Annotated in this window: 25 protein-coding genes and 1 pseudogene; 22 read left to right on the forward strand and 4 right to left on the reverse strand. The window is 67.0% G+C overall.

Annotated features, from left to right (window positions below; all coding sequences use genetic code 11):
- Positions 1 to 93: 93 nt before the first annotated feature.
- Positions 94 to 1,626, forward strand: coding sequence for an amino acid permease (locus tag MMB92_RS12910; RefSeq protein WP_277562720.1), 1,533 nt, complete (start codon positions 94 to 96; stop codon positions 1,624 to 1,626).
- An 87-nt stretch (positions 1,627 to 1,713) separates the two neighbouring features.
- Here the strand turns inward: MMB92_RS12910 and MMB92_RS12915 are convergent.
- The 3 genes and pseudogenes from MMB92_RS12915 to MMB92_RS12925 form a co-directional block, all read right to left on the reverse strand.
- Positions 1,714 to 1,872, reverse strand: a pseudogene (locus MMB92_RS12915) (LysR family transcriptional regulator); the annotation flags it as partial.
- Between the two features lie 87 nt (positions 1,873 to 1,959).
- The gene (locus MMB92_RS12920; protein WP_006487776.1) at positions 1,960 to 2,685 is read right to left on the reverse strand and encodes a glutathione S-transferase; all 726 of its coding nucleotides are present in this window, start codon (positions 2,683 to 2,685) and stop codon (positions 1,960 to 1,962) included.
- A 121-nt stretch (positions 2,686 to 2,806) separates the two neighbouring features.
- Positions 2,807 to 3,130, reverse strand: a complete 324-nt coding sequence (locus tag MMB92_RS12925) for a cupin domain-containing protein (RefSeq protein WP_006487734.1) — start codon at positions 3,128 to 3,130, stop codon at positions 2,807 to 2,809.
- A gap of 347 nt (positions 3,131 to 3,477) precedes the next feature.
- On the opposite strand from MMB92_RS12925, the gene MMB92_RS12930 reads away from it, so the two are divergent.
- From MMB92_RS12930 to asd, 8 genes are all read left to right on the forward strand, one after another.
- Positions 3,478 to 4,302 (forward strand): hypothetical protein, encoded by an 825-nt coding sequence (locus tag MMB92_RS12930; RefSeq protein ID WP_200063325.1) that lies wholly within the window; start codon positions 3,478 to 3,480, stop codon positions 4,300 to 4,302.
- 35 nt (positions 4,303 to 4,337) lie between these two features.
- Complete coding sequence (locus tag MMB92_RS12935; protein WP_006487716.1) at positions 4,338 to 5,096, forward strand: hypothetical protein; 759 nt, start codon at positions 4,338 to 4,340, stop codon at positions 5,094 to 5,096.
- 207 nt (positions 5,097 to 5,303) lie between these two features.
- Positions 5,304 to 6,713, forward strand: coding sequence for a 3-isopropylmalate dehydratase large subunit (leuC, locus tag MMB92_RS12940; protein WP_043205143.1), 1,410 nt, complete (start codon positions 5,304 to 5,306; stop codon positions 6,711 to 6,713).
- 3 nt (positions 6,714 to 6,716) lie between these two features.
- Positions 6,717 to 6,863 (forward strand): entericidin A/B family lipoprotein, encoded by a 147-nt coding sequence (locus tag MMB92_RS12945; protein WP_006487745.1) that lies wholly within the window; start codon positions 6,717 to 6,719, stop codon positions 6,861 to 6,863.
- Positions 6,864 to 6,930: 67 nt separating this feature from the next.
- Positions 6,931 to 7,581, forward strand: a complete 651-nt coding sequence (gene leuD / locus MMB92_RS12950; protein ID WP_012493210.1) for a 3-isopropylmalate dehydratase small subunit — start codon at positions 6,931 to 6,933, stop codon at positions 7,579 to 7,581.
- 75 nt (positions 7,582 to 7,656) lie between these two features.
- Positions 7,657 to 8,724, forward strand: coding sequence for a 3-isopropylmalate dehydrogenase (gene leuB / locus MMB92_RS12955; RefSeq protein WP_006487719.1), 1,068 nt, complete (start codon positions 7,657 to 7,659; stop codon positions 8,722 to 8,724).
- Positions 8,725 to 8,842: 118 nt separating this feature from the next.
- A complete protein-coding gene (locus tag MMB92_RS12960) occupies positions 8,843 to 8,962 on the forward strand; it encodes a hypothetical protein (RefSeq protein ID WP_006756675.1) in 120 nt (39 codons plus the stop codon).
- Positions 8,963 to 9,046: 84 nt separating this feature from the next.
- Positions 9,047 to 10,168 (forward strand): aspartate-semialdehyde dehydrogenase, encoded by a 1,122-nt coding sequence (gene asd, locus MMB92_RS12965; RefSeq protein WP_060212524.1) that lies wholly within the window; start codon positions 9,047 to 9,049, stop codon positions 10,166 to 10,168.
- A gap of 96 nt (positions 10,169 to 10,264) precedes the next feature.
- On the opposite strand, the gene flgE is transcribed toward asd, so the two are convergent.
- Positions 10,265 to 11,509 carry a flagellar hook protein FlgE gene (flgE, locus tag MMB92_RS12970; protein ID WP_006495951.1) on the reverse strand — a complete coding sequence of 415 codons (1,245 nt, stop codon included), beginning with the start codon at positions 11,507 to 11,509 and terminating at the stop codon, positions 10,265 to 10,267.
- Between the two features lie 26 nt (positions 11,510 to 11,535).
- Here flgE and MMB92_RS12975 point away from each other — a divergent pair, with 26 nt between their 5' ends.
- The 13 genes from MMB92_RS12975 to MMB92_RS13035 all read left to right on the forward strand — a co-directional run bounded on the left by MMB92_RS12975 (position 11,536) and on the right by MMB92_RS13035 (position 25,720).
- Positions 11,536 to 11,802, forward strand: coding sequence for a hypothetical protein (locus tag MMB92_RS12975; RefSeq protein ID WP_124632891.1), 267 nt, complete (start codon positions 11,536 to 11,538; stop codon positions 11,800 to 11,802).
- A 520-nt stretch (positions 11,803 to 12,322) separates the two neighbouring features.
- Positions 12,323 to 14,443: a FimV/HubP family polar landmark protein gene (locus tag MMB92_RS12980; RefSeq protein ID WP_264835632.1), complete on the forward strand. Its 2,121-nt coding sequence runs from the start codon at positions 12,323 to 12,325 to the stop codon at positions 14,441 to 14,443.
- On the forward strand, positions 14,443 to 15,255 hold the full coding sequence (truA, locus tag MMB92_RS12985; RefSeq protein WP_193759702.1) for a tRNA pseudouridine(38-40) synthase TruA: 813 nt from the start codon (positions 14,443 to 14,445) through the stop codon (positions 15,253 to 15,255). The genes MMB92_RS12980 and truA overlap by 1 nt, the downstream gene beginning before the upstream one ends.
- The gene (locus MMB92_RS12990; protein WP_034202598.1) at positions 15,252 to 15,953 is read left to right on the forward strand and encodes a phosphoribosylanthranilate isomerase; all 702 of its coding nucleotides are present in this window, start codon (positions 15,252 to 15,254) and stop codon (positions 15,951 to 15,953) included. The genes truA and MMB92_RS12990 overlap by 4 nt, the downstream gene beginning before the upstream one ends.
- Positions 15,954 to 16,007: 54 nt before the next feature.
- The gene (gene trpB, locus MMB92_RS12995) at positions 16,008 to 17,201 is read left to right on the forward strand and encodes a tryptophan synthase subunit beta (protein ID WP_006484413.1); all 1,194 of its coding nucleotides are present in this window, start codon (positions 16,008 to 16,010) and stop codon (positions 17,199 to 17,201) included.
- A gap of 9 nt (positions 17,202 to 17,210) precedes the next feature.
- A complete protein-coding gene (locus tag MMB92_RS13000; RefSeq protein WP_264856351.1) occupies positions 17,211 to 18,062 on the forward strand; it encodes a site-specific DNA-methyltransferase in 852 nt (283 codons plus the stop codon).
- A 95-nt stretch (positions 18,063 to 18,157) separates the two neighbouring features.
- Entirely contained in the window at positions 18,158 to 18,973 is an 816-nt protein-coding gene (trpA, locus tag MMB92_RS13005; RefSeq protein WP_059722620.1) for a tryptophan synthase subunit alpha, read from the forward strand.
- A 62-nt stretch (positions 18,974 to 19,035) separates the two neighbouring features.
- Entirely contained in the window at positions 19,036 to 19,908 is an 873-nt protein-coding gene (gene accD / locus MMB92_RS13010) for an acetyl-CoA carboxylase, carboxyltransferase subunit beta (protein WP_006484412.1), read from the forward strand.
- Between the two features lie 99 nt (positions 19,909 to 20,007).
- Entirely contained in the window at positions 20,008 to 21,318 is a 1,311-nt protein-coding gene (gene folC / locus MMB92_RS13015; protein ID WP_006495947.1) for a bifunctional tetrahydrofolate synthase/dihydrofolate synthase, read from the forward strand.
- A gap of 29 nt (positions 21,319 to 21,347) precedes the next feature.
- Positions 21,348 to 22,184, forward strand: a complete 837-nt coding sequence (locus tag MMB92_RS13020) for an SPOR domain-containing protein (protein ID WP_277562721.1) — start codon at positions 21,348 to 21,350, stop codon at positions 22,182 to 22,184.
- 7 nt (positions 22,185 to 22,191) lie between these two features.
- The gene (locus tag MMB92_RS13025) at positions 22,192 to 22,686 is read left to right on the forward strand and encodes a CvpA family protein (protein ID WP_006491262.1); all 495 of its coding nucleotides are present in this window, start codon (positions 22,192 to 22,194) and stop codon (positions 22,684 to 22,686) included.
- A gap of 51 nt (positions 22,687 to 22,737) precedes the next feature.
- Entirely contained in the window at positions 22,738 to 24,270 is a 1,533-nt protein-coding gene (gene purF / locus MMB92_RS13030) for an amidophosphoribosyltransferase (protein ID WP_006495945.1), read from the forward strand.
- A gap of 259 nt (positions 24,271 to 24,529) precedes the next feature.
- Complete coding sequence (locus MMB92_RS13035; RefSeq protein WP_080331150.1) at positions 24,530 to 25,720, forward strand: O-succinylhomoserine sulfhydrylase; 1,191 nt, start codon at positions 24,530 to 24,532, stop codon at positions 25,718 to 25,720.
- The last annotated feature ends 145 nt before the right edge of the window (positions 25,721 to 25,865 follow it).

Genomic DNA, 25,865 nt, shown 5'->3' on the forward strand with positions numbered 1-25,865 from the left:
CCGGCAGGGCCGGTTTCGAGGCGAATGACCAGGTCGATCGATTTGCATTCCAAATCAAATTTGGCTGACCGGATCACAATCAGGGTGAACACTATGGATGCTATGCAAGCGGCAGCGGGGACGGCCGCGTCGTCCGGGGCGACGCTGAAGCGTCGTCTGCAGGGCCGCCACATCGCGATGATCGCGATCGGCGGTTCGATCGGCACGGGGCTGTTCGTCGCGTCGGGCGCGTCGGTCGCGCAGGCGGGGCCGGGCGGGGCGATCGCCGCGTATCTCGCGATCGGGATCATGGTCTATTTCGTCGTCACCGGGCTCGGCGAGATGGCCGCGTTGATGCCGGTATCGGGCTCGTTCGCGATCTACGGCGAGAAGTACGTCGACGAAGGTTTCGGCGTCGCGCTCGGCTGGACCTACTGGTACAGCTGGGCGGTGACGATCGCGATCGAGCTGGTCGCCGCGCAGATCGTGATGCGCTACTGGTTTCCGTCGGTGCCCGGCGTGTGGTGGGGCGCGGGCTTCCTCGTGCTGATCTTCCTGCTCAATACGCTGTCGGTGCGCGGCTTCGGCGAATCGGAATACTGGTTCTCGCTGATCAAGGTCGTCACCGTGATCGCATTCATCGCGGCCGGGCTGCTGATCGCGGCCGGCGTGCTCGGGACCGGGCATCCGGTCGGCTGGCGCAACTTCACGACCGGCGACGCGCCGTTCGTCGGCGGCGTGCACGCGATGATGAGCGTCGCGCTGATCGCGGGCTTCTCGTTCCTCGGCACCGAGCTGGTCGGCATCACGGCCGGCGAATCGGAAAACCCGCGCAAGACGATCCCGCGCGCGGTGAAGCAGATTTTCTGGCGGATCATGCTGTTCTACGTGCTCGCGATCTTCGTGATCGGCCTGCTGGTGCCGTACACCGATCCGAACCTGCTGAAGAGCGACGTGACCGACATCGGCGTGAGCCCGTTCACGCTGGTGTTCAGCCATGCGGGGTTCCCACTCGCGGCCGGCGCGATGAACCTGGTGATCCTGACGGCCGTGCTGTCGGCCGGCAATTCCGGCACCTACGCGGCGACGCGGATGCTGTACAACCTCGCATCGGAGGGGCGCGCGCCGGCCATGTTCGCGACGCTGTCGCCGGGCGGCGTGCCGCGCAACGCGCTGTACGCGACGATGGCCGTCGGAGGGTTGTGCTTCCTCACGTCGCTGACCAGCAACCAGCGCATCTATCTGTGGCTGCTGAATACGGTCGGCATCACCGGCTTCATCGCGTGGCTCGGCATCGCGGTCTGCCATTACCGGTTCCGCAAGGGATTCCTGAAGCAGGGCTATCGGCTCGACCAGCTGCCGTATCGCGCGAAATGGTTTCCGTTCGGGCCGTTGTTCGCGATCGCGATCTGCATCGTGATTTCGCTGGGCCAGGATTACCAGGCATTCTTCGCGGCGCACATCGACTGGATGGAAGTGCTGTCGATCTATGTGTGGATTCCGCTGTTCGTCGCGATCTGGTGGGCGTATCGCCGCGCGCGCAAGAGCCGGCTCGTGCGCTACGAAGAGATGGACATCGGGCCGTGGCTCACGCGCTCGGTCGAGGCCGTCGACGCGGCGGCCTCGCAGCACGGGCAGCCGCGCTGATCGCCGGCGGGCGACGGCGAGGCGACGGGAGCCGGCGCGAATCGCATGGCCTCCGTCGAGCGAGCCGTGCCGCCACGCGCGTTTCGGTCAGCGTGCCTGCTTCAACTGCGCCTTCATGAAATCCACCCATGCGCGTACCTTCTGCGGCACGTGTCGCGTCGCGACGTACAGCGCATAGACGTTCTGCTGCGGAAACCGGTACGCGGGCAGCGCGTCGACCAGCGTGCCGCTTGCGAGATCGTCCTGTGTTCCGGCGCGAAGCGGACGGCCTGATCGTGTGGCGCCACCTGCACGAGACGGCGGTCGCCGCGTGAACGACGCGTGCCGCCGCCGTTACTTGTCCAGCTCCGGATAGTGCCGGAAGATCCCCATGTCGTTGAACGGGATGCGGCGCTCCGATGCCAGGTAGCGCGCGACGGGCGGATGCTCCGCGACGCGATCGTGCAGCGCGACGAGCGCCGCGACCTTGCGCTCCGCGCGCTTCATCGCCTTCGGGAACGCATAGCGCAGCCCCTCGATCAACTGGAACATCGTCAGGTCCGCATAGCTGAGCGCGTTGCCCGCGATATAACCGTTCTTGTGCGGATTCTGTTCGAGCACGCGATCGAAGTAGCCAAGGAACTTCGGCAGCCGGTTCTCGAGGAAATCGGCCGCGCGCTCGGCCGCTTCCGCTTTCTGGTCCTCGTAGTACAGGCCGCTGCCGATCGGATGGTGCGTGTCGTGGATCTCGGTGATGAAATCGGCGGCGGTCAGCTGGATCTGATGCACCCACAGCCGGCCGGCTTCGTCGTCGGGCGCGAGCCCGAGCCGCGCGCCGAGAAACAGCAGGATGTTCGCGGTCTGCCCGACGACCACGTCGCCCGCCTTCAGGAACGGCGGTGCGAACGGCACGCATTCGGCCTGCGTGCTGTCCATCATGCGCATCATGGCCGTCACGCCCATTCCGCGCCCCGATTCGCGCGCGACGTCGACGTAGTCGGCTTCGGCGGCCTCGAGCGCGAGCCGTACGTACTCGCCGCGGCCCTGGATCTCGGGCCAGTAATAGAGTTCATATCGCATGCTGTTCTCCTGTTCGTTGAACCGAATGCTGCCGGCTGCATGAAGGCGGGGCGGCCATGCGGCTCCCGCTGCGAATAGACAGTCTAGGAGATCGCGGGGAAAGTGCCGCGGGCGTCGCGCGTCACGCGCCGCGTTCGCCGCCTTCGGGGCCGTAGAAGAACACCCATGTCGAGAAATCGTCGGAGAAGCCGACGAAGCGATGCTCGGCGTGCGCGGGGACGAACAGCGCGTCGCCGGCCGCGACGTCGCATTCACGCCCGTCGACGACGAAGCGCGACGTGCCGGCGGCGATCACGTAGACCTCGTCGCGTACGTGCGGCGTCTGCCGATCCTCGATGCGCGGCCGGTACAGCTCGACGTCGAGCGTGCCGTGGTGAAACAGCGTCGTGAACAGCGTGCCTGCGTCGTCGAGGCGCGCAAGCGATTCTTTCAGGCCGAGCTTCATGAGGGCTCCGGGTCCGGATCACGGGAACGTGCGTTGCGTCATCGTAGCGCGCACGTCGATACGTCGAAACCCCGCGCCGGCCACCGGCGAAACAAGGGGGGATGCGCTCGCCACGGATGAAACGGGTTCGACCATCGGCGAAACGGAGCGGTAGCCGAGCGGATTCGATCGGCATTTTCACTCCAATTTAACCAACGCCGCCTACGATCGCGCTTCGCCGATCGGTGATGCGTCGCGATGCCGTTTCATGCGTGGCTGCCGTTGCCTTTCCCCTTGATTCCGCGAAATCCGGCGTTCCTGCCTGTCGTCAGGCGCGCTCGTCATTCGCCTCCTTTCATCTCGCACTCATGAGTCAGCATCCCCCGGCCTCGTCCCGCAGAACATTCCTGTCCGCCGCGCCGGCCGTCGCGGCGGCGTCATTCCTCGGCGCATGCGGCGGCGGCGACGACGTCACGTCGGCGCCGATCGGCGACGCCGCGCTCGCCGCGCAGATGTCCGCGAAACTGAACGCCCAGCTCGGCGATGCGGCGACGGTCGACGCGATCGTGCCGGCGATGACCGATGTCGGCTTCACGTGGGCGCTGCCGACGGTGCCGGCCGCGCAGATCGGCGCGATCGTCGCGTACAGCTTCGGCAATCGTCCGAACGCGGCGAGCGGCAATACGTCGAGCACCGGCGGCAACCAGTCCGCGCTGCCCGATCCGGGGCCCGTCAACGAAGCGCTCGCGGACGCCGTGTACCGCATCCGCCAACTGAAACCGGTCAAGGTCTACGCGCAGTGGGAAATCGCGCGCTTTCTCGTATCGAAATACGGGCTGGGCGCCGACGTGCTGTCGTCGATCGAACCGGTGATCGCGAGCGACGGCTCGATCGTCTACCTGAGCACCGCGGGCGTCGCGGCCGTGGCCGTATCGCGTGCGGGCGGCGCGGCCGCGATGGGCACCGTCGCGGTGGTTGGCCATCGCGATCATGCGAAGCGCTGCATCCAGACCTCGCGGCAGGCGGGCATGCAGGCGGCCGCGGTCGCCGAGGTGCCGCTCCCGACCACGTACGACCCGCAGTCGGGCCAGCCGTGGACGCGCAACCGCAGCCTCTATCTCGTGCACGACATGTATGCGCAGATGCTGACGCACGCGATGACCGCGACGATGCAGGCGTTCCCGAAGGGCTGATGCCTTCCGTCGTTTCCCATTCGAATTCCGTGACCATGACGAACCGCCGCCATTTTCTCGCCTCCACTTCATTGCTCGCCGCCTCGTGCGCCGCCGCCGCGCCCGCGTTCGCAAGCGACGCCCCCGTTTCCGATGCGGAACTGCAGCGCCAGATGCTCGGCAAGCTGACGAACGAACTGAACGATCGCGCGACTGCCGCCGACGAAACCGGTTACCTGCTCGACACGTTTTTCTCGTGGACGCCGCCGTCCGTCGACGCGGCCGGCGTCAACACGATCGTCGCGTTCGGCTTCGGCAGCCGCGCCGGGTCATCGGCCGCCGCGCCGCTGCCGGGCCCCGTGAACGAGGCCATCGCCGACGCCGTGTTCCAGCTTCGGCAGAAAGCCGCGGTGCCGGTTTTCGCGCAGCAGGAAGTCGCGAGCGTGCTCGCGTCGAAGTACGGACTGACGGCCGGCGTGACGTCGATCGCGACGCCTGCCGCGGTCGCCGGCAGCCCGATACCGACGCCCGACGGCGTCGCCGCCGCGATCGTCAGGCAGGCCGGTTCGGCCGCGGCGCTCGGCAAGGTCGGCGTGGTCACGCATCGCGATCAGGCGTCGATCGCCGTGCGCGTGTCGAATGCGGCGGGGATGCAGGCGGCGGTGCCGGCCGGACTGTCGCTGCCCGGCACCTACGATGCATCGGCCCAGCAGCCGGCGATGCGGCGGCGCGATCTTTACCTGATGAGCAATGCCGGCATGCAGCTCGCGATGCTGCGGCTCGACCTGATCAATCGCGAATATCCGGGCGGCTAGACGCGCAGCGCACCCCGCGCGCGATCGCCGCGCGCCGGACCGTGCGTGCCACATGTTGGCGGGTAATGCCGATACAGGTATTGGCACTACCAGCCAAACTACTGTTTTTAATGGGTTTTTTCGCGTCCGGCCTGCGCCGCGACGCGTTCTGCGTGGCATAATCGACCGCATCCGCAAGGCTTGTAGTCACAACGACCCCGCATACCCATGGCACAGACTCTCTACGACAAACTGTGGAACACCCACGTGGTCCACACCGAGGAAGACGGCACGACCCTGCTCTATATCGACCGTCAGCTGCTGCATGAAGTCACGAGCCCGCAGGCATTCGAAGGGCTGAAGATGGCGCAGCGCCCGGTGTGGCGCATCAGCGCGAACCTGGCCGTGTCGGACCACAACGTGCCGACCACGGACCGCAGCCACGGCATCGCCGATCCCGTCTCGAAGCTGCAGGTCGACACGCTCGACGCGAACTGCGACGCATTCGGCATCACCCAGTTCAAGATGAACGACGTGCGCCAGGGCATCGTCCACATCATCGGGCCGGAACAGGGCGCGACGCTGCCGGGCATGACGATCGTGTGCGGCGATTCGCATACGTCGACGCACGGCGCGTTCGGCGCGCTCGCGCACGGCATCGGCACGTCGGAAGTCGAGCACGTGCTCGCGACGCAGACCTTGCTGCAGAAGAAGAGCAAGAACATGCTCGTGAAGGTCGAGGGCGCACTGCCGCGCGGCTGCACCGCGAAGGACATCGTGCTCGCGATCATCGGCAAGATCGGCACCGCGGGCGGCACCGGCTACGCGATCGAATTCGGCGGCTCGACCATTCGCGCGCTGACGATGGAAGGCCGCATGACCGTCTGCAACATGGCGATCGAAGCCGGCGCGCGCGCGGGCATGGTCGCGGTGGACGACACGACGATCGACTACCTGAAGGGCCGTCCGTTCGTGCCGACCGGCGCGGAATGGGATCAGGCCGTCGAATACTGGCGCCAGTTCAAGTCGGACGACGGCGCGCACTTCGACCGCGTGGTCGAGCTGAACGCGGCCGAGATCGTCCCGCAGGTCACGTGGGGCACGTCGCCGGAAATGGTCACGTCGATCGACGGTCGCGTGCCCGATCCCGAGCGCGAGAAGGATCCGGTCAAGCGCGACGCGATGGAGCGCGCGCTGGCGTACATGGCGCTCGAGCCGAACACGCCGATCGAATCGATCAAGGTCGACAAGATCTTCATCGGCTCGTGCACGAATGCACGGATCGAGGATATCCGCGCGGCCGCGTATGTCGTGAAGAAGCTGAACCGTCGCATCGCGTCGAACGTGCGGCTCGCGATGGTCGTGCCGGGCTCGGGCCTCGTGAAGGCGCAGGCCGAGCGCGAAGGGCTCGACAAGGTGTTCACCGACGCGGGCTTCGAATGGCGCGAGCCGGGCTGCTCGATGTGCCTCGCGATGAACGCCGACCGGCTCGATCCGGGCGAGCGCTGCGCGTCGACGTCGAACCGCAACTTCGAAGGCCGGCAGGGCGCGGGCGGCCGCACGCACCTCGTGAGCCCCGCGATGGCGGCGGCCGCCGCGATCGAAGGCCACTTCGTCGACATTCGCCAGCTGGGGTAACGCGTGACGGCATCGAAGGTCATCGCGCGGCTGGTTGCCGCGCTGGCGCTGGCGGGGCTGGGCTTCGGCCTTGCGGGCTGCAATACCGTCCGAGGCTTCGGCGAGGACGTCAACGCCGCCGGCAACGCGCTGAAGCGCGCCGCGGACTGACACCGCCACCGAGAATTTGTCGATGGGCGCCGGCCGCGTGCCGGCCCTTCAACCGGATAGACGGATCATGGAAAAATTCACTGTACATACCGGCGTCGTCGCGCCGCTCGATCGCGAGAACGTCGATACGGACGCGATCATCCCGAAGCAGTTCCTGAAGTCGATCAAGCGCACGGGCTTCGGTCCGAACGCGTTCGACGAATGGCGCTACCTCGATCACGGCGAGCCGGGGCAGGACAACTCGAAGCGTCCGCTGAACCCGGACTTCGTGCTGAACCAGCCGCGCTACCAGGGCGCATCGGTGCTGCTCGCCCGCAAGAATTTCGGCTGCGGCAGCTCGCGCGAGCACGCGCCGTGGGCGCTGCAGCAGTACGGCTTCCGCGCGATCATCGCGCCGAGCTTCGCGGACATCTTCTTCAACAACTGCTTCAAGAACGGCCTGCTGCCGATCGTGCTGACCGAGCAGCAGGTCGATCACCTGTTCAACGACACGTATGCGTTCAACGGCTACCAGCTGACGATCGACCTCGACGCGCAGGTCGTGCGCGCGGGCGACGGCCGCGAGTATCCGTTCGAGATCACCGCGTTCCGCAAGTACTGCCTGCTGAACGGCTTCGACGACATCGGCCTCACGCTGCGCCACGCGGACAAGATCCGCCAGTTCGAAGCGGAGCGGCTCGTGAAGCAGCCGTGGCTCAACACGAAGCTGGTCGGCTGATCGCGCGTGGCGGGTGCGCCGTGCGCGCGCTCGCCGGCCTGTCTCCCCAACAACCTACCCAGTCAGGAATTTCGCATGAAGATTGCAGTGCTGCCCGGCGACGGCATCGGTCCGGAAATCGTCAATGAAGCCGTGAAGGTGCTGAACGCACTCGACGAGACGTTCGAACTCGAACAGGCGCCGGTCGGCGGCGCGGGCTACGAGGCGAGCGGCCATCCGCTGCCCGACGCGACGCTGGCGCTCGCGAAGCAGGCCGACGCGATCCTGTTCGGCGCGGTCGGCGACTGGAAGTACGACTCGCTGGAGCGCGCGCTGCGCCCGGAGCAGGCGATCCTCGGGCTGCGCAAGCACCTCGAGCTGTTCGCGAACTTCCGCCCGGCGATCTGCTATCCGCAGCTCGTCGATGCGTCGCCGTTGAAGCCGGAGCTCGTCGCGGGCCTCGACATCCTGATCGTGCGCGAACTGAACGGCGACATCTACTTCGGCCAGCCGCGCGGCGTGCGCGCGGCGCCGGACGGCCCGTTCGCCGGCGCGCGCGAAGGCTTCGACACGATGCGCTATTCGGAGCCGGAAGTGCGCCGCATCGCGCACGTCGCGTTCCAGGCCGCGCAAAAGCGCGCGAAGAAGCTGCTGTCGGTCGACAAGTCGAACGTGCTGGAGACGTCGCAGTTCTGGCGCGACATCATGATCGACGTGTCGAAGGAATACGCGGACGTCGAGCTGTCGCACATGTACGTCGACAACGCGGCGATGCAGCTCGCGAAGGCGCCGAAGCAGTTCGACGTGATCGTCACGGGCAACATGTTCGGCGACATCCTGTCGGATGAAGCGTCGATGCTGACGGGTTCGATCGGCATGCTGCCGTCGGCGTCGCTCGACAAGAACAACAAGGGCCTGTACGAGCCGTCGCACGGTTCGGCGCCGGACATCGCCGGCAAGGGCATCGCGAACCCGCTCGCGACGATCCTGTCGGCCGCGATGCTGCTGCGCTACTCGCTGAATCGCGCCGAGCAGGCCGATCGCATCGAGCGTGCGGTGAAAACGGTGCTCGAACAGGGTTATCGCACGGGCGACATCGCGACGCCGGGCTGCAAGCAGGTCGGCACGGCGGCGATGGGCGACGCGGTGGTCGCGGCGCTGTAAGCGGACGGATCGAAGTCCGGTAACCAAGATGAAAAGGGCGCGAACGGGCCGTAAAAATCGGCCGGTTCGCGCACCGTTGGCCGTTGTGCGGGCCAGCGGCTTTGTGTAGACTCGAACGATGGCGCTGATTTCCCTGATCTCCCCGGTCCTGAAACTCCACGGCAACACTGCCCGTGCGGGTGCGCGCGCCATCGTCATCACGAAAACCATTACCACGAAAACGATCATTAAACGCTGATCGCCGTCGTGCCCGCCTGTTTCCCCGCGCGGTCACGCGGGGACGGAAATGGCGGGGAAGCTCCATTCAAGCAAAGGGTTAGTCATGAACGTAGGTCTCGTAGGTTGGCGCGGCATGGTCGGCAGCGTCCTGATGCAGCGCATGCAGGAAGAGGGCGATTTCGACCTGATCGAACCGGTGTTCTTCAGCACCAGCAACACGGGCGGCAAGGCGCCGTCGTTCGCGAAAAACGAGACTACGCTCAAGGACGCGACCAACGTCGACGAGCTGAAGAAGTGCGACGTGATCATCACGTGCCAGGGCGGCGACTACACGAACGACGTGTTCCCGAAGCTGCGCGCGGCCGGCTGGAACGGCTACTGGATCGACGCGGCGTCGTCGCTGCGGATGAAGGACGACGCGGTCATCATCCTCGATCCGGTCAACCTGGACGTGATCAAGGACGCGCTCGTCAAGGGCACGAAGAACTTCATCGGCGGCAACTGCACGGTCAGCCTGATGCTGATGGCGCTCGGCGGCCTGTTCCGTGAGAACCTCGTCGACTGGATGACGGCGATGACCTACCAGGCCGCATCGGGCGCGGGCGCGCAGAACATGCGCGAGCTGCTGTCGCAGATGGGCGCGCTGCATGGTTCGGTGCAGGAGCAGCTCGCCGATCCGGCTTCCGCGATCCTCGACATCGACCGCCGCGTGCTCGCGACGATGAACAGCGACGCGATGCCGACGAGCCAGTTCGGCGTGCCGCTCGCCGGTTCGCTGATCCCGTGGATCGACAAGGATCTCGGCAACGGGATGTCGAAGGAAGAGTGGAAGGGCGGCGCGGAAACCAACAAGATCCTCGGCAAGCCGGCGATGGGCGAGCCGGGTGCGATCCCGGTCGACGGGCTGTGCGTGCGGATCGGTGCGATGCGCTGCCATTCGCAGGCGCTGACGATCAAGCTGAAGAAGGACGTGCCGCTCGACGAAATCAACGACATCCTCGCGTCCGCGAACGACTGGGTGAAGGTCGTGCCGAACGAGCGTGAAGCGTCGATGCGCGACCTGTCGCCGGCGAAGATCACCGGCACGCTGACGGTGCCGGTCGGCCGCCTGCGCAAGCTCGCGATGGGCGGCGAATACCTGTCGGCGTTCACGGTCGGCGATCAGCTGCTGTGGGGCGCGGCCGAGCCGCTGCGCCGCATGCTGCGCATCCTGCTCGACAAGTAAGCACGGCTGTCCGGCCAGCGGGCCGGGCTGCATGACACGACGCGCCGCGTCGGCCTCGAGATCCGGGGCCGGCGCGGCGCGTTTTTCATGCGCGGTTCAACGCAGGTTCAGCAGCGTCTGGTCGACCGCCTGCTGGGTCTTGATCGTCTGCGCGTTCGCCTGGTAATTGCGCTGCGCGGTGATCAGGTTCACGAGCTCGGTCGTCAGGTTCACGTTCGAATTTTCCAGCGCGCTCCCCTGCAGCGTGCCGTGGTTCGTGCTGCCCGGCGCGGCGATCTGCGGCACGCCGGACGCGGCCGTTTCCGCATACTGGTTGCCGCCGATGTTCACGAGCCCGTTCGGGTTGTTGAAGTTCGCGAGCGCGATCAGGCCGAGCACCGCGCTCTGGCCGTTCGAGTAGTTGCCGGTCAGCTTGCCGTCGGTGCCGATCGAGAACGTCGTCAGCGTGCCGCTCGCGAAGCCGTCCTGCGCGAGATTGGTCACGCCGTCCTTGCCGCCGTACTGCGTCGTGCCGCCCAGGTCGAGCGTCAGGTTCTGCGGATTGGCGCCGCCCGTCGTGTTCGGGATCGAGAACGCGAACTGGCCGAGGCTCGGCGTCGGCTGGCCGGTCGCGGCCGACGTCGTCGAGCTGATCCGGCCCGACGCATCGAACGTGACGGTGCCGAGATTCGTCGGCGTCTGGCCCTGCACGCCCGCGTAGGCCTGCCACGTGCCGGCCGCGCTCTTCGCGAAGTACATCGTGACCTGCTGCGAGCCGCCGAGCGTGTCGTAGACCTGGATCGACGAGTTGTAGTTGTACGTCGTGTTGTCGGTCGCGTTGAACGGCGTCTTGGCCGGCACCTTGTCCTGCGCGTTCAGGTTGAACTGGCCGGTGATCTTGCTCGTCGCGCGCGGCGCGATGTTGTTGGTCGGCGCCTGGAGCGGCACGGTCTGCGCGGTGTTGATCACGCCGCCGGCGCCCGCCGCATAGCCCATCAGGTTGCGGCCTTGCGCGTCGACGATCGCGCCGTTCTTGTCGCGATGGAACGTGCCGTCGCGCGAGTACGTGGTTACGCCGTTGCTGGACATCTGGAAGAAGCCGTTGCCGTTGATCGCGACGTCGAGCGACGACTTCGTCGAATTGATCGTCCCCTGGCCGAAATTCTGCTGCACCGACGCGAGCCGCGTGCCGATGCCGATCTGCGTGTTGACCGACGTCGCGACCGAATTCGCGTACATGTCGGCGAAGTTCGCGCGTCCCTGCTTGAAGCCGACCGTGTTTGCGTTCGCGATGTTGTTGCCGATGACGTCGAGATTGCTCGACGCACCGGCCAATCCGCTCAAGCCCTGCTGATAGCCCATGTTCGGTCCCCGTAACGAGCTGGTGAGTGAATGCAGTCGTGCGACTGCGCGATGACCCTCCGGTACTTCACGGCATCAGCCCGGCCGCGCGCGCCCGCCTTTCCGGCATGTGCAGGCGCGAGGTCGAAAGATGCCGATTCCTGTTTGAAGACGATCGTATCGACGGCGATTATTTGGTCTGTGTAATTTTGTGTAATGTAATTGAATTGATGCAGAAACGATCGCTTTTGTATGAGCAATGGCGTGGGCTTAAGGCGGTGAAAGCCTTATGGGGTGGGGCTTCGGCCGTGTAAATTTTCATTTCTCCGATAAGAGACGGGAATTGCCTTCTTATCGACGAATTGAAATTTTTCGGGAGCGGGATTAAGCGCCGATCAGGATTTGTTTTGATTTTCGGCGGCTAGTTCATTAACGGCGGGCAGGGCGGATTGTTGAGAAAATCCCTGCGATTCTGTCGTCGTGATCCTGCGGCGGACGCTGGGTCGGCGCCGGAAAGCCGCTTCCTCCGACAGGGGCGCGACGCTGCTGCGAGACGGCTTTCGCCTGCGGCACGCAGGTTCGTCCTGATCGATCGGATGCATCGACTACGACAGGCGCGGCCGCGCGACACGAGCGCCTACCCCGCGCCCGGTTGCACCTGCCGGCGACGAATTCGGCCGGAACCCGATCGTGTGAAGTAAACTACGCGGTTACGACGCACAGACCCGCCGAAAGCGTCGCGTTCCGCGCGACGCTTTTGCATTTCTGCAGCCATTTATTGACGCTTCCAACCGTGAATCCGAGCCGCGCCTGCGCGCGGCGATAGAGCCAACGATGTCCCGAATTTCCTTGTTTCCGCGTCAGTCCCGTCTGTCGCGTGCCGTGCGTGGCGCGCTGGCGATCCTGGCGCTCGGCGCAGCCGCATCGGCATGGGCAGTCGGCGCCGGCGAACTGCCGGCGTCCGCTGCCGGCGCCGCCGCTCCGCTTACCGTGACGGTCCAGCCGGGCCAGTCGCTGAACGACATCGCGAAAGCGGCCACGCAATCGCACGATCCGGGCGTGCTCGCGCGCGCTGGCCGTGCGCTGTTCGACGCCAATCCGCAGGCGTTCATGAAGCGCGACGCGAGCCGCCTGAAAGTCGGCGCGACGCTGACGGTGCCCGCGCTCGACGCCACCGGCGCGGCGCTCGCGCCGGCCGGCGCATCCGCTGCCTCCGGGACGACGGCCGCTTCCGCGCCCGCCGCCGCATCGGGCGCGGCGGCGATCGCGCAGCATGGCGCATCGGCGCCGCATGCCGGCTCGGCCGTGCAGTCCGCGCCGGTGGCGCCTGCCCAGCATGCAACGCCGGTGAGCGGCGCGAGTGCCGCGACGGCGGCGGGGGCATCGGCATCGGCTTCGAGCGGTGCCTCTTCGAACGGGGCGTCGGCCGCACATGGCGCGTCGGCTGTCGACGGCATGCAGCCGGCGGCGCCTACGGCCGGGGCAAGCGGCCCGCACGTATGGAGCGGCGCGATCCAGTCGGCGCCGTCGGCCACGAGCGACGCCGCGGGGCAGGCGGTGCCGGGCGGCCCGGTTTCCGGCGTGCACGAACCGGCCGGCGCAGCGCCCGCCGTGAGTGCGTCGCAGCCGCGGCCGTCGAGCCTGCAGCAATTGCTGGCGCTGAAGAATCGCGTGCTGATGGAGTTGCAGAAGCACGGCATCGGCAAGCCGGCCACGACGACCGGCGTCGCGCCGGCGCCGGCTCCGGTGCCCGCCGCGCCGCGTCCGGCCGCGAACGACGCGGGTGTGTCGGCCGCCGCATCGACGGCAAGCGAAGCCGCGTCGGGCGTGGCAGCCAGCGCGCCGCAACCGGCATCGGCGTCCGTGCAGCCGGTCGCGCCCGTCGCGACACCTGCACGCCGTCCCGAACAGATGGATTGGCGTCCGGCCGCCGTGGCCGGCGCTGCCGTGATCGTGCTCGCGGCCGGCTTCGCGTGGCGCAAGCGCCGCAAGGGGCGCCGCGCGGACGATGCGGGTACGGCTACGGCCGCGGCAGGCGGTGCCGCGGAAGCGGAAGCCGCGCCGTCCGTCGAGCGCGAACTGCCGATCACGCCCGAGATGCCGGTTGCGCGCGATGCGGCGTCCGACATGAACCTCGCGGCGGCGACTGCGGCGGCGGCGGAGACCATCGAGCCGCCCGCAGCGGACACCTCGCCCGCACCCGAAGTGACGGCGCCGCCGCGCGACGAGTCGCCCGAATTGCCGTCTGCTCATGCGGCGGAGTCGCCCGCGAACGACGCGACTCCGGTTTCGGCCGAGGCGCCGCACGACGCGGCGCCAGCGGAAAAAAACACCGCCGCCGATCAGCCGGCCGAGCCGCCCGCCGCGTCCATCGCGCCTTCGAGCACCGAAGCGCAGCACGCGACGCTGATGCAGAACGCGATCAGCGCGCTCAACAGTCTCGACATGCCGTTGCCGCCGCGGGCGACAGACGAGCCGTCGTTGACGCCGGAGGAACGCGCGGCGCGGGCAGCGCAGCCCGACGCCGATAAAATCGCAACTAACGGTCAATTCGCCCAGCACCCGCCGATTGGCTCGGGCGGGACGACGCCGGAACATCCGGCCGACCAGGACGACGAGCTCGACTGGGACCCGGACGCCGCGACGCCTGCCAGCCACGCGGGCCAGCCGCCCGCGACGTCGTCGCTGCCGGCGCTCGGCGGCGCGCAGTTCGGCGCGCTGAAGCTCGATTTCGATCTCGACCTGCCGTCCACGCCGGGCGTCGCGCTGCCTGCGCTCACCGCGGACGAACTCGCGCGCATCGCCCGCAACAAGCTCGATCTCGCGGCGGAGTACGTCGAACTGGGCGACCTGTCCGGCGCGCGCACGCTGCTGCAGGAAGTGGTCGACGCGAACGACGCCGCGACGCGCGACGATGCGCGCGCGCTGCTCGCGAAACTGGCGGACGAGGCGTGATGCGGATCGCGCTGGGCATCCAGTACGACGGCGCGGCGTTCTGCGGCTGGCAGGCGCAGCCGCACGGCAAGACCGTGCAGGACCGGCTCGAACATGCGCTGGCCGAGTTCGCGCGGGTGCCGCTGCACACGACGGTGGCGGGGCGGACCGACACCGGCGTCCACGGGCTCGGGCAGGTCGTGCATTTCGACACGGAACTCGAGCGCGAGGTGTTCTCGTGGGTGCGCGGCACCAACGCGTTCCTTCCGCCGACCGTGTCGGTGCAGTGGGCGAAGCCGATGCCGGACACGTTCCATGCGCGCTTTTCGGCGTTCGAGCGCACCTATTACTACGCGCTGTACGTGCATCCGGTGCGTTCGCCGATGCTGGCCGGGCGCGCGGGCTGGATCCACACGCCGCTCGACGACGACGCGATGCGCGCCGCCGCCACGTACCTGATCGGCGAGCACGACTTTTCGTCGTTCCGGTCGTCGGAATGCCAGTCGAAGACGCCGGTCAAACACCTGTATCAGATCGACGTGCGGCGCGCGGGGCATTTCATCCATTTCCGCTTCCGCGCCAACGCGTTCCTGCACCACATGGTGCGCAACCTGATGGGCTGCCTCGTCGCGGTGGGGCGCGGCCGCTATCCGGCCGACTGGCTCGCCGACGTGCTGGCCGGGCGCGACCGCAATCTCGCGGCGCCCACGTTCATGGCCGACGGGCTGTACCTCGCCCACGTCGGCTACCCGGCGGAATTCGCCGTCCCGCCCGCGCAGCTCGGCAGCGTGCCGTGGAGCAGCGTCTGGGCGGATCTGGACCCACAAACATGACGGAGCACGCCGTGTCTTCTTCGACTTCCGCCGCGGCTGGCCTGGCGCCGCGCACGCGCATCAAGCTGTGCGGGCTGTCGCGCCCCGAGGACGTGCTGCACGCGGCGGCGCTCGGCGCCGATGCGATCGGCCTCGTGTTCTACCCGAAGAGCCCGCGCGCGGTGTCGATCGCGCAGGCGGCCGAGCTGGCGAGCCTCGCGCCGCCGTTCGTCTCGGTGGTCGGGCTGTTCGTGAATGCGACCGAAGCCGAGATCGAAGCCGTCGTGCGCGACGTGCCGCTCACGGTGCTGCAGTTCCACGGCGACGAGACGCCGGAGCAGTGCGACGCACTTGGCCGCGCGGCACGCCTGCCGTGGTTGCGCGCGGTGCGCGTCGGCCCCTCGACGCAGCGTGCCGATTTGGTAGAATCGGCTCTTCATTATTCGAAAGCGCGCGGCCTCCTGTTCGACACCCTGGTGCCGGATTACGGCGGTAGCGGCAAGGTCTTCGATTGGTCTCTTATTCCCGCAGAGCTCGCGCGTCGGGCCGTTTTGAGTGGTGGCTTGAACGCGCAAAACGTCGGTGATGCGATCCGCCAGCTGCGTCCGTTTGCTGTCGATGTCTCGAGTGGCATCGAAGTGGAGGGCGCGAAGGGCGTGAAGGATCACGCCCGGATGGCGGCGTTCGTACGCGCGGTGCGCGCAGCGGACGCCGGGTGATGCAAGCCGGTGCGACCCCCAAAGCGGGCGCACCGACCGATCGAGAGAGACGCCATGTACAACCTTCCTGATGATCGCGGCCATTTCGGCCCGTATGGCGGCGTGTTCGTCGCCGAGACGCTGATTCACGCGCTGGACGAACTGCGCGCGGCGTATGAAAAGTTCCAGAACGATCCCGACTTCGTCGCCGAATTCGAGCGCGAGCTGAAGTATTTCGTCGGTCGCCCGTCGCCGATCTATCACGCGCAGCGCTGGAGCGAGATGCTCGGCGGCGCGCAGATCTACCTGAAGCGCGAAGACCTGAACCACACGGGCGCGCACAAGATCAACAACGTGATCGGCCAGGCGCTGCTCGCGAAGCGCATGGGCAAGAAGCGCGTGATCGCGGAAACCGGCGCCGGCCAGCACGGCGTCGCGACCGCGACGATCTGCGCGCGCTTCGGGATGGAATGCGTCGTCTACATGGGCTCGGAGGACGTGCGCCGGCAGGCCGCCAACGTCTACCGGATGAAGCTGCTCGGCGCGACCGTCGTGCCGGTCGAATCGGGTTCGCGCACGCTGAAGGACGCGCTGAACGAAGCGATGCGCGACTGGGTCACGAACATCGAAAGCACGTTCTACATCATCGGCACGGTCGCGGGCCCGCACCCGTATCCGATGATGGTGCGCGACTTCCAGCGCGTGATCGGCGACGAGTGCAAGGTGCAGATGCCCGAGCTCGCCGGCCGGCAGCCGGACGCGGTGATTGCGTGCGTGGGCGGCGGGTCGAACGCGATGGGCATCTTCTATCCGTACATCGACGATACCTCGGTGCAGCTGATCGGCGTCGAAGCGGCCGGCGACGGCCTCGATACGGGCCATCACGCGGCATCGCTGATCGCCGGCAGCCCGGGCGTGCTGCACGGCAACCGCACGTACCTGCTGCAGGACGACAACGGCCAGATCATCGAGACGCATTCGGTGTCGGCGGGCCTCGACTATCCGGGCGTCGGCCCCGAGCACGCATGGCTGAAGGACAGCGGCCGCGCGCAGTACGTGCCGATCAGCGACGACGAGGCGTTGAAGGCGTTCCACGACTGCTGCCGGATCGAGGGGATCATTCCCGCGCTCGAGTCGAGCCACGCGATCGCGTATGGCGTGAAGCTCGCGCCGACGTTGCCGAAGGACAAGATCCTGCTCGTCAACCTGTCGGGCCGCGGCGACAAGGACATGCACACGGTCGCCGAGCGATCGGGCATCGAGCTCTGACCCCGACCGATGCGTGACCTGATCGAAGAGCCGGGCGGCGGCGCCGCGAGCGAGGCGGAGGCGGTTCAGCCCGCCGCTGCCGTGCCGCGCGTGCTGCCGTCCGGTATCGAGCTGCACAACCGCGATTTCCTGACCCACGCCGCGCAGCTGCCGGATGCGTCGATCGACCTGATCGTCGCCGATCCGCCGTACGGGCTCGGCAAGGACTACGGCAACGATTCGGACAAGCGTTCGGGCGACGACTTCCTCGCGTGGACGCGCGAGTGGCTCGACCTTGCGATTCCGAAGCTGAAGCCGAGCGGGTCGATGTACATCTTCTGCACGTGGCAGTACGCGCCGGAAATCTTCAGTTTCCTGAAGACGAAACTCACGATGGTCAACGAGATCATCTGGGACCGGCGCGTGCCGAGCATGGGCGGCACGACGCGCCGTTTCACGTCGGTGCACGACAACATCGGCTTTTTCGCGGTTTCCAAAGCGTATTACTTCGATCTCGATCCGGTCCGCATCCCGTACGACGCCGACACGAAGAAGGCCCGCTCGCGCAAGCTGTTCGAAGGCAGCAAGTGGCTGGAGATGGGCTACAACCCGAAGGACGTCTGGTCGGTCTCGCGCCTGCACCGGCAGCACGCGGAGCGCGTCGATCATCCGACCCAGAAGCCGCTGGAAATCATCGAGCGGATGGTGCTCGCAAGCTGCCCGCCGGGCGGCCGCGTGCTCGATCCGTTCATGGGCAGCGGCACGACCGCGGTGGCCTGCGCACGGCAGGGGCGCGACTTCGTCGGCTACGAGATCAACGAAAGCTATTGTGCGATCGCGCATGAGCGCGTGAGCGTGCTCGCCGCGCCGGCGTGCGCGTGAGTCGCGCCGCCGCGTCGCCGAACGCAACGCATACATCGTATGAGACCGGAGCAAGCGCTGAAGCGCCAGCTCCGGATCGACACAGGAAAATTGCCATGTCCCGTATTCAGCAGACCTTCGCCGCGCTCGCCGAACAAGGCCGTAAGGGCCTGATCCCGTTCATCACGGCCGGCGATCCCGATCCCGCGAAAACCGTCGAATTCATGCACGCGCTCGCCGCAGGCGGCGCGGACGTGATCGAGCTCGGCGTGCCGTTCTCGGACCCGATGGCCGACGGCCCGGTGATTCAGCGCTCGTCGGAACGCGCGCTCGCGCGCGGCGTCACGTTGAAGAGCGTGCTCGCCGACGTGAAGCGTTTCCGCGAAACCGACCCCCAAACCCCCGTCGTGCTGATGGGCTATGCGAACCCGATCGAACGGATGGGTGTCGATGCGTTCGCGGCCGAAGCGCACGCGGCCGGCGTCGACGGCGTGCTGGTGGTCGACTATCCGCCGGAAGAGGCCGGTGTTTTCGCCGAGAAAATGCGCGCCGCGCAGATCGATCCGATCTTCCTGCTGGCGCCCACGTCGACCGACGAGCGCATTGCCGACGTCGGCAAGATCGCGAGCGGCTACGTGTATTACGTGTCGCTCAAGGGCGTGACCGGCGCGGGAAATCTGGATGTTTCGAGCATTGCAGGTAAAATCCCGGCCATCAAGTCGCGCGTGCCGGTTCCGGTGGGCGTCGGCTTCGGTATCCGCGACGCCGAAACGGCGCGCGCGGTGGCCGAAGTTTCGGATGCCGTCGTGATCGGCAGCCGCCTGGTGCAGCTGCTCGAGAGCGCCGCGCCGGAAGGCGCCGCCGCCGCGCTGAAGACTTTCATTGCCGAGCTGCGTGCCGCCCTGGACGGCGCGGGCAAGACGGCGCGATAAACACAACAGGAAGCGGGAACGGGCCGGTCGGCCCGCCCCGCCACGGAACAGGAAACCATACGATGAGCTGGCTCGACAAACTGTTGCCGCCGAAGATCAAGCAGACCGACCCGAAAAGCCGCAAGGGCATTCCGGAAGGCCTGTGGGTCAAGTGCCCGTCCTGCGAGGCCGTTCTCTATCGCAACGACGTGGACGCGAACCTGCACGTGTGCCCGAAGTGCGATCACCACATGCGCATCGGTGCACGCGAGCGCCTCGACGGGCTGCTCGATCCGGAAGGCCGCTATGAAATCGGCCAGGAAATCGTGCCGGTCGACACGCTGAAGTTCAAGGACAGCCGCAAGTACCCCGATCGTCTGAAGGAAGCGATGGACGAAACCGGCGAGACCGACGCGATGGTCGTGATGGGCGGGGCGATCCACACGCTGCCCGTCGTCGCGGCCTGTTTCGAGTTCTCGTTCATGGGCGGCTCGATGGGCTCGGTCGTCGGCGAACGCTTCGCGCGCGGCGCGCAGAACGCGCTGGAGCAGCACGTGCCGTTCATCTGCTTCACGGCATCGGGCGGCGCGCGGATGCAGGAAAGCCTGCTGTCGCTGATGCAGATGGCCAAGACCACCGCGATGCTGACCAAGCTGGCCGAGGCGAAGCTGCCGTTCATCTCGGTGCTGACCGACCCGACGATGGGTGGCGTGTCGGCGAGCTTCGCATTCCTCGGCGACGTCGTGATCGCCGAGCCGAAGGCGCTGATCGGCTTCGCCGGCCCGCGCGTGATCGAGCAGACGGTCCGCGAGAAACTGCCGGAAGGCTTCCAGCGCGCCGAATTCCTGCTGAAGACCGGCGCGATCGACATGATCGTCGATCGTCGCAAGATGCGCGACGAGATCGCGCAGTTGCTCGCGCTGCTGCAGCGACAGCCGGCCGACGCGCTGGCCTGACCGGCGCAAGGTTGTGACTCCGCGCGTCGCCTGGCTCCAGCGTCAGGCGGCGCGCTTCGTTTTTTGGCGTAGTGGCGGTACCGATCCAGATTTGATCCGATGAGCACTTTTCCCACTCTCGACGCGTGGCTTTCGCATCTCGAACGCGCGCACCCGGTCGGCATCGACATGGGCCTGACCCGCATCGGGCAGGTCAAGGCGGCGCTGCAGCTCGAATTCGCGTGCCCGGTGATCACCGTCGGCGGCACGAACGGCAAGGGCTCGACCTGCGCATTCCTCGAGACGATCCTCGTGCGCGCGGGCTACAAGGTCGGCTGCCACACGTCGCCGCACCTGCTCGAATTCAACGAGCGCGCGCGCGTGAACGGACAGAACGTGACCGATGACGAACTGCTGCCGCACTTCGAGGCCGTCGAAGCCGCGCGCACGTCGCTGGCCGAGCCCGTATCGCTCACGTATTTCGAATTCACGACGCTCGCGATCCTGCATCTGTTCGCGGCGCGCGGGCTCGACGCGGTGATCCTCGAAGTCGGCCTCGGCGGCCGGCTCGACGCGGTCAACATCATCGATACCGATTGTGCGATCGTCACGAGCATCGACATCGACCATACCGAATACCTTGGCGACACGCGCGAGAAGATCGCGTTCGAGAAGGCCGGGATCTTCCGCGCCGGCAAGCCGGCGATCTGCGGCGATCCGGCCGCGCCGCAGACGCTGATCGACCACGCCGAAGCGATCGGCGCCGATCTGTGGCTCGTCGGTCGCGATTTCCGCTACGAGGCGCAAGCGGGCGCCGAGCGCCAGCAATGGAGCTACCTCGGCCGCGAGAAGCGCTATCCGGCGCTCGCGTATCCGGCGCTGCGTGGCGCGAATCAGCTGATCAATGCGTCGGCCGCGCTCGCCGCGCTCGAGGCGCTGCGTCCGGTGCTGCCGGTGTCCGCGCAGGACATCCGGCTCGGGCTGGCGAACGTCGAGCTGCCGGGGCGCTTCCAGGTGCTGCCCGGCAAGCCGGCGATCGTGCTCGACGTCGCGCACAACCCGCATGCGTCGGCCGTGCTCGAGCAGAACCTCGGCAACATGGGCTTCTTCCCGTACACGTACGCGGTGTTCGGCGCGATGCACGACAAGGACATCGACGGCGTGCTGCAGCACCTGAAGGGCGAGATCGACCACTGGTGCGTGACCGACCTGCCGCTGCCGCGCGCGGCCTCCGCGGAGCAGCTCGAAGCCGCGCTGCGCAAGGCTGGCGTGGAGGAGGGGCCCGATTCGAGCGTGACGCGCTACGCGTCGCCTGCGGAAGCGTTTCGCGATGCACTAAAAAGAGCATCCGAGAATGATAGAATCGTGGTTTTCGGCAGTTTCCATACGGTTGCCGGCGTGCTGGCCTACCGTAAATCGCAGCAACACTGACTGACGGGCAGTTTCGGACTCAGCCATTCATGGGAATTTTCTCGTTCGGCAAAAAAGACGACGACGCGCCCCCGCGGCGCGGCGGTCGCACCGGGGCTTCCCGGAACGTGCGCACGGAGCGCACTGAACGCGTCGAGCGGCGCCCGCGCCGCACCGAGCGTCCGGAATCGGACGCACTGCTCCTCGATCCGACCCTTCCAGAAAAGCAACGCGCACGCCGGCGCCTCGTCGGCGCGATCGCGCTCGTCGTGGCCGCGGTGATCGTGCTGCCGATGGTGCTCGACTCGCACCCGAAGCCGGTCACGGACGACATCGCGATCGACATCCCGAACCGGCCCGCGCACCAGGCGGTCGCGCCGCGCGACGACGATGTGTCCGACGTGCAGGCGGGCGTCGTCCACGACGAACCGCCGGCATCCGACACGACCGTTGCGGCCGCACCGGCCCCTGCGCCGAAGGATGCCGCCAAGCCGGCCGCGAAACCCGATACGACCACCACGGCGAGCGTGACGCCGCCGAAGCCCGCGCCGAAGCCGGCCGCCCCCGCGGCGAAACCGGCCGCGCCGAAGCCTGCGCCCGCAACCGTCGCGAATGCCGGCGCCGCGAGCCCGGACAGCGGCGACGCATCGTCGCCGGCATCGCCGGCCGGTGCGCGCTTCGCGGTGCAGCTCGGCTCGTTCAAGGACGACGCGACGGCCCGTTCGTGGGCGACCAAATTGAAATCGGCGGGTGTGCCCGCATATGTCGAGCATCGCAAGCAGGCGGACGGCAGCACGGCTACACTGTTGCGTGCCGGCCCGTTCGCGGATCGATCGGCGGCTTCCGCCGCGATCGCGAAGGTGCGCGAAGCCGGTCTGACGCAGTAATGCCACGATGCTGACGGCTTTCGACTACGCTGTATTGGCGGTGATCGTGTTGTCGGCGCTGCGCGGCGCATGGCGCGGCTTCGTGTCCGAGATTTTCGGGCTGATCGGCTGGATCGCGGCGATCGTGATCGCGGGCCGCTACGTCGGGCTGGTCGTGCCGTACATCCCGGCGAACTGGCCGGGCGGCGCGCTGACGCAGTGGGTGATCGCCTTCGCGTTAGTCGTGATCGGCGTCGTGCTGGTCGCCGGCGTGGCGAACGCGCTGCTGTCGCGGATCGCGCAGGCGAGTGGCCTGGGCGGCGTCGACCGCTCGCTGGGCATGATGTTCGGGCTCGTCCGCGGCTGCGTGCTGGTGGTGCTGCTGGTCGCGGCGGCCGGGCTGACCGAACTGCCCAAACAGGATTTCTGGCGCAATGCGCTATTGCGTCCTTTTGCCGAACAGGGCGTGCACGAGCTGAAGCAGCTCCTGCCCGACGGCATGGCCCAGTACGTACGCGTGTGACGACGCGGCCGGGCAGGACGGAACCGATTTTGTCATTCTGAAGGACATGCCATGTGCGGCATCGTAGGTGTTATCTCCCAATCCCCGGTCAATCAGCTGATCTATGACAGCCTGCTGCTGCTGCAGCATCGCGGTCAGGACGCGGCGGGCATTGCGACGGCGGACGGCAGCAATTTCCACATGTACAAGGCGAACGGCATGGTGCGCGACGTGTTCCGCACGCGCAACATGCGCAGCCTGCCCGGCACCTACGGCATCGGCCAGGTGCGCTACCCGACGGCCGGCTCGGCGTCGAGCGAGGCCGAGGCGCAGCCGTTCTACGTGAACGCGCCGTTCGGGATCATCCTCGCGCACAACGGCAACCTGACGAACTGGCAGCAACTGAAGGACGAGATGTTCCGGATCGACCGCCGGCACATCAACACCAATTCCGACAGCGAAGTGCTGCTCAACGTGTTCGCGCACGAGCTGCAACTGTCGACCACGGGCCTCGAGCTCGATCCGGCGTCGGTGTTCAAGGCGGTGTCGGGCGTGCATCGCCGCCTGCAGGGTTCGTACGCGATCGTGTCGCTGATCGCCGGCTACGGCCTGCTCGCGTTCCGCGACCCGTTCGGCATCCGTCCGCTCTGCATCGGCAAGCTCGAAACCGAACACGGCACCGAATGGATGGTCGCGTCGGAGTCGGTGGCGGTCGAAGGCATCGGTTTCGAATTCGTGCGTGACCTGGAGCCGGGCGAAGCGATCTTCATCGACAAGGCCGGCAACTTCCACAGCCAGCAGTGTGCGGAGAACCCGACGCTGAATCCGTGCATGTTCGAATACGTGTATCTGGCCCGTCCGGATTCGTGTCTCGACGGCGTGCCGGTCTACAACGTGCGCCTGCGCATGGGCGACTATCTCGCCGAGAAGATCAAGCGCGAGCTGCCAAACGTGCCGATCGACGTCGTGATGCCGATTCCCGATTCGTCGCGCCCGGCCGCGATGCAGGTCGCCGCGAAGCTCGGCGTCGAGTATCGCGAAGGCTTCTTCAAGAACCGCTACGTCGGCCGGACCTTCATCATGCCGGGGCAGGCCGTGCGCAAGAAGTCGGTGCGCCAGAAGCTCAACGCGATGAGCATCGAGTTCAAGGACAAGCACGTGCTGATCGTCGACGATTCGATCGTGCGCGGCACGACCTCGCATGAAATCGTGCAGATGGCGCGCGATGCGGGCGCGAAGTCGGTGATCTTCGCGTCGGCGGCGCCGCCCGTGAAGTTCCCGAACGTGTACGGCATCGACATGCCGACGCGTGGCGAGCTCGTCGCGCACGGCCGCACCGACGAGGAAGTCGCGAAGATCATCGGCGCCGACCACCTGATCTATCAGGACGTCGACGATCTGCGCCGCGCGGTGCGCGACATCAACCCGAAGCTCGAGCGCTTCGAGGCGTCGTGTTTCGACGGCAACTACATCACCGGCGACGTGACGCCCGAGTATCTCGATGCGATCGAGCGCGCGCGCCTCACGCCGGCGTCGCAGGCCGATCGCGATACGGCCGGCGATACCGAGCGTTCGCAGATGAACCTGCAGCTGTCGGTCGAGTAACGCCGGCGCACGCTTCGATCGAGGCGTGATAGGATGTGGCCTTGCGTCGATTTGATATCAGCTTGCGGACGCGGGGCAACTTCCCAAAACAGCTAAAGCGAAGGCCGGCGGCAGCCGGCCCGAGTCGATCGCTGTCGTACCGCACCGAAGCCCGCTGATGCCGACGCATAGCGGGCTTTTTGTTTTTGGCCTGGGTTTTGACCGGGTCCGCGCCTCATGAACGACCGTCGGCGCGGCCATCGAATACGGAAAACGGAACATGGACGACTCCCTCAACTTCGACACGCTTGCCGTGCGCGCGGGCACGCAGCGCAGCGACTTCAACGAGCATTCGGAAGCGCTGTTCCTCACGTCGAGCTTCTGCTTCTCGAGCGCGGCCGACGCGGCCGAGCGCTTCGCGAATTCGGAAGACTATTTCACCTACTCGCGCTTCACGAATCCGACCGTCACCATGTTCCAGGAGCGTCTCGCGGCGCTCGAGGGCGGCGAGGCGTGCATCGCGACGGCGTCGGGCATGGCCGCGATCATGTCGGTCGTGATGTCCGCGCTGCAGGCGGGCGACCATCTCGTCAGCTCGCGCAGCCTGTTCGGCTCGACGCTCGGGATGTTCTCGCAGATCTTCAGCAAGTTCGGGATCACGACGACCTTCGTCGACCCGACGGACTTGAACGCATGGCAGGAAGCCGTGCGGCCGGAAACGAAGATGTTCTTCCTCGAGACGCCGTCGAACCCGTTGACCGAACTCGCCGACATCGAGGCGATCGGCAAGATCGCGAAGGCCGCGAACGCGCTGTTCGTCGTCGACAACTGTTTCTGCAGCCCGGTGCTGCAGCAGCCGCTGAAGCTCGGCGCGGATGTCGTGATGCATTCGGCGACGAAATTCCTCGACGGTCAGGGCCGCGTGCTCGGCGGCGCGCTGGTCGGCTCGAAGGAATTCATCATGGGCAAGGTGTTCCCGTTCGTGCGCAGCGCGGGCCCGACGCTGTCGGCGTTCAACGCGTGGGTGCTGCTGAAGGGGATGGAGACGCTGTCGCTGCGCGTCGAGAAGCAATCGGCGAACGCGCTGGAGATCGCGCGCTGGCTCGACGCGCATCCGGCCGTCGCGCGCGTGTTCTATCCGGGGCTCGAATCGCATCCGCAGCATGAACTCGCGAAGCGCCAGCAGAAGGCGGGCGGCGCGATCGTGTCGTTCGAGCTGAAGGGCGACACGCCCGAGCAGCAGCGCGCGAACGCATGGCGCGTGATCGACGGCACGAAGCTGGTGTCGATCACCGGCAACCTCGGCGATACGCGTACGACGATCACGCATCCGGCGACCACGACGCACGGCCGCATCACGCCGGAAGCGCGCGCCGCGGCGGGGATCACCGAGGGGCTGATCCGCCTGGCGGTCGGCCTCGAGCATGCGGGCGACATTCGCAACGATTTGGCGCGCGGCCTGAACGGCTGAGTGACGCAGCGGTTTTCGGACCGGGATCAATGAAAACGGGCCGCTCGTGAGAGCGGCCCGTCGTCGTTGTGCGCCCAGCATGGGCGCACTCCTGCGGGTGCAAGTCCCGCCATAAGCTGGTCACAGCGAATGAAGTGAAGCGCAA

It is taken from the genome of Burkholderia sp. IO2 (assembly GCF_029522185.1).
Lineage (GTDB): Bacteria > Pseudomonadota > Gammaproteobacteria > Burkholderiales > Burkholderiaceae > Burkholderia > Burkholderia cenocepacia.

Excerpts from the sequence above, each read along its gene's own strand:
- MMB92_RS12910 (WP_277562720.1), top strand. The coding sequence starts at position 94 with ATGGATGCTATGCAAGCGGCAGCGGGGACGGCCGCGTCGTCCGGGGCG.
- MMB92_RS12920 (WP_006487776.1), bottom strand. The coding sequence starts at position 2,685 with ATGCGATATGAACTCTATTACTGGCCCGAGATCCAGGGCCGCGGCGAG.
- MMB92_RS12925 (WP_006487734.1), bottom strand. The coding sequence starts at position 3,130 with ATGAAGCTCGGCCTGAAAGAATCGCTTGCGCGCCTCGACGACGCAGGC.
- MMB92_RS12930 (WP_200063325.1), top strand. The coding sequence starts at position 3,478 with ATGAGTCAGCATCCCCCGGCCTCGTCCCGCAGAACATTCCTGTCCGCC.
- MMB92_RS12935 (WP_006487716.1), top strand. The coding sequence starts at position 4,338 with ATGACGAACCGCCGCCATTTTCTCGCCTCCACTTCATTGCTCGCCGCC.
- leuC (WP_043205143.1), top strand. The coding sequence starts at position 5,304 with ATGGCACAGACTCTCTACGACAAACTGTGGAACACCCACGTGGTCCAC.
- leuD (WP_012493210.1), top strand. The coding sequence starts at position 6,931 with ATGGAAAAATTCACTGTACATACCGGCGTCGTCGCGCCGCTCGATCGC.
- leuB (WP_006487719.1), top strand. The coding sequence starts at position 7,657 with ATGAAGATTGCAGTGCTGCCCGGCGACGGCATCGGTCCGGAAATCGTC.
- MMB92_RS12960 (WP_006756675.1), top strand. The coding sequence starts at position 8,843 with ATGGCGCTGATTTCCCTGATCTCCCCGGTCCTGAAACTCCACGGCAAC.
- asd (WP_060212524.1), top strand. The coding sequence starts at position 9,047 with ATGAACGTAGGTCTCGTAGGTTGGCGCGGCATGGTCGGCAGCGTCCTG.
- flgE (WP_006495951.1), bottom strand. The coding sequence starts at position 11,509 with ATGGGCTATCAGCAGGGCTTGAGCGGATTGGCCGGTGCGTCGAGCAAT.
- MMB92_RS12980 (WP_264835632.1), top strand. The coding sequence starts at position 12,323 with ATGTCCCGAATTTCCTTGTTTCCGCGTCAGTCCCGTCTGTCGCGTGCC.
- truA (WP_193759702.1), top strand. The coding sequence starts at position 14,443 with ATGCGGATCGCGCTGGGCATCCAGTACGACGGCGCGGCGTTCTGCGGC.
- MMB92_RS12990 (WP_034202598.1), top strand. The coding sequence starts at position 15,252 with ATGACGGAGCACGCCGTGTCTTCTTCGACTTCCGCCGCGGCTGGCCTG.
- trpB (WP_006484413.1), top strand. The coding sequence starts at position 16,008 with ATGTACAACCTTCCTGATGATCGCGGCCATTTCGGCCCGTATGGCGGC.
- MMB92_RS13000 (WP_264856351.1), top strand. The coding sequence starts at position 17,211 with ATGCGTGACCTGATCGAAGAGCCGGGCGGCGGCGCCGCGAGCGAGGCG.
- trpA (WP_059722620.1), top strand. The coding sequence starts at position 18,158 with ATGTCCCGTATTCAGCAGACCTTCGCCGCGCTCGCCGAACAAGGCCGT.
- accD (WP_006484412.1), top strand. The coding sequence starts at position 19,036 with ATGAGCTGGCTCGACAAACTGTTGCCGCCGAAGATCAAGCAGACCGAC.
- folC (WP_006495947.1), top strand. The coding sequence starts at position 20,008 with ATGAGCACTTTTCCCACTCTCGACGCGTGGCTTTCGCATCTCGAACGC.
- MMB92_RS13020 (WP_277562721.1), top strand. The coding sequence starts at position 21,348 with ATGGGAATTTTCTCGTTCGGCAAAAAAGACGACGACGCGCCCCCGCGG.
- MMB92_RS13025 (WP_006491262.1), top strand. The coding sequence starts at position 22,192 with ATGCTGACGGCTTTCGACTACGCTGTATTGGCGGTGATCGTGTTGTCG.
- purF (WP_006495945.1), top strand. The coding sequence starts at position 22,738 with ATGTGCGGCATCGTAGGTGTTATCTCCCAATCCCCGGTCAATCAGCTG.
- MMB92_RS13035 (WP_080331150.1), top strand. The coding sequence starts at position 24,530 with ATGGACGACTCCCTCAACTTCGACACGCTTGCCGTGCGCGCGGGCACG.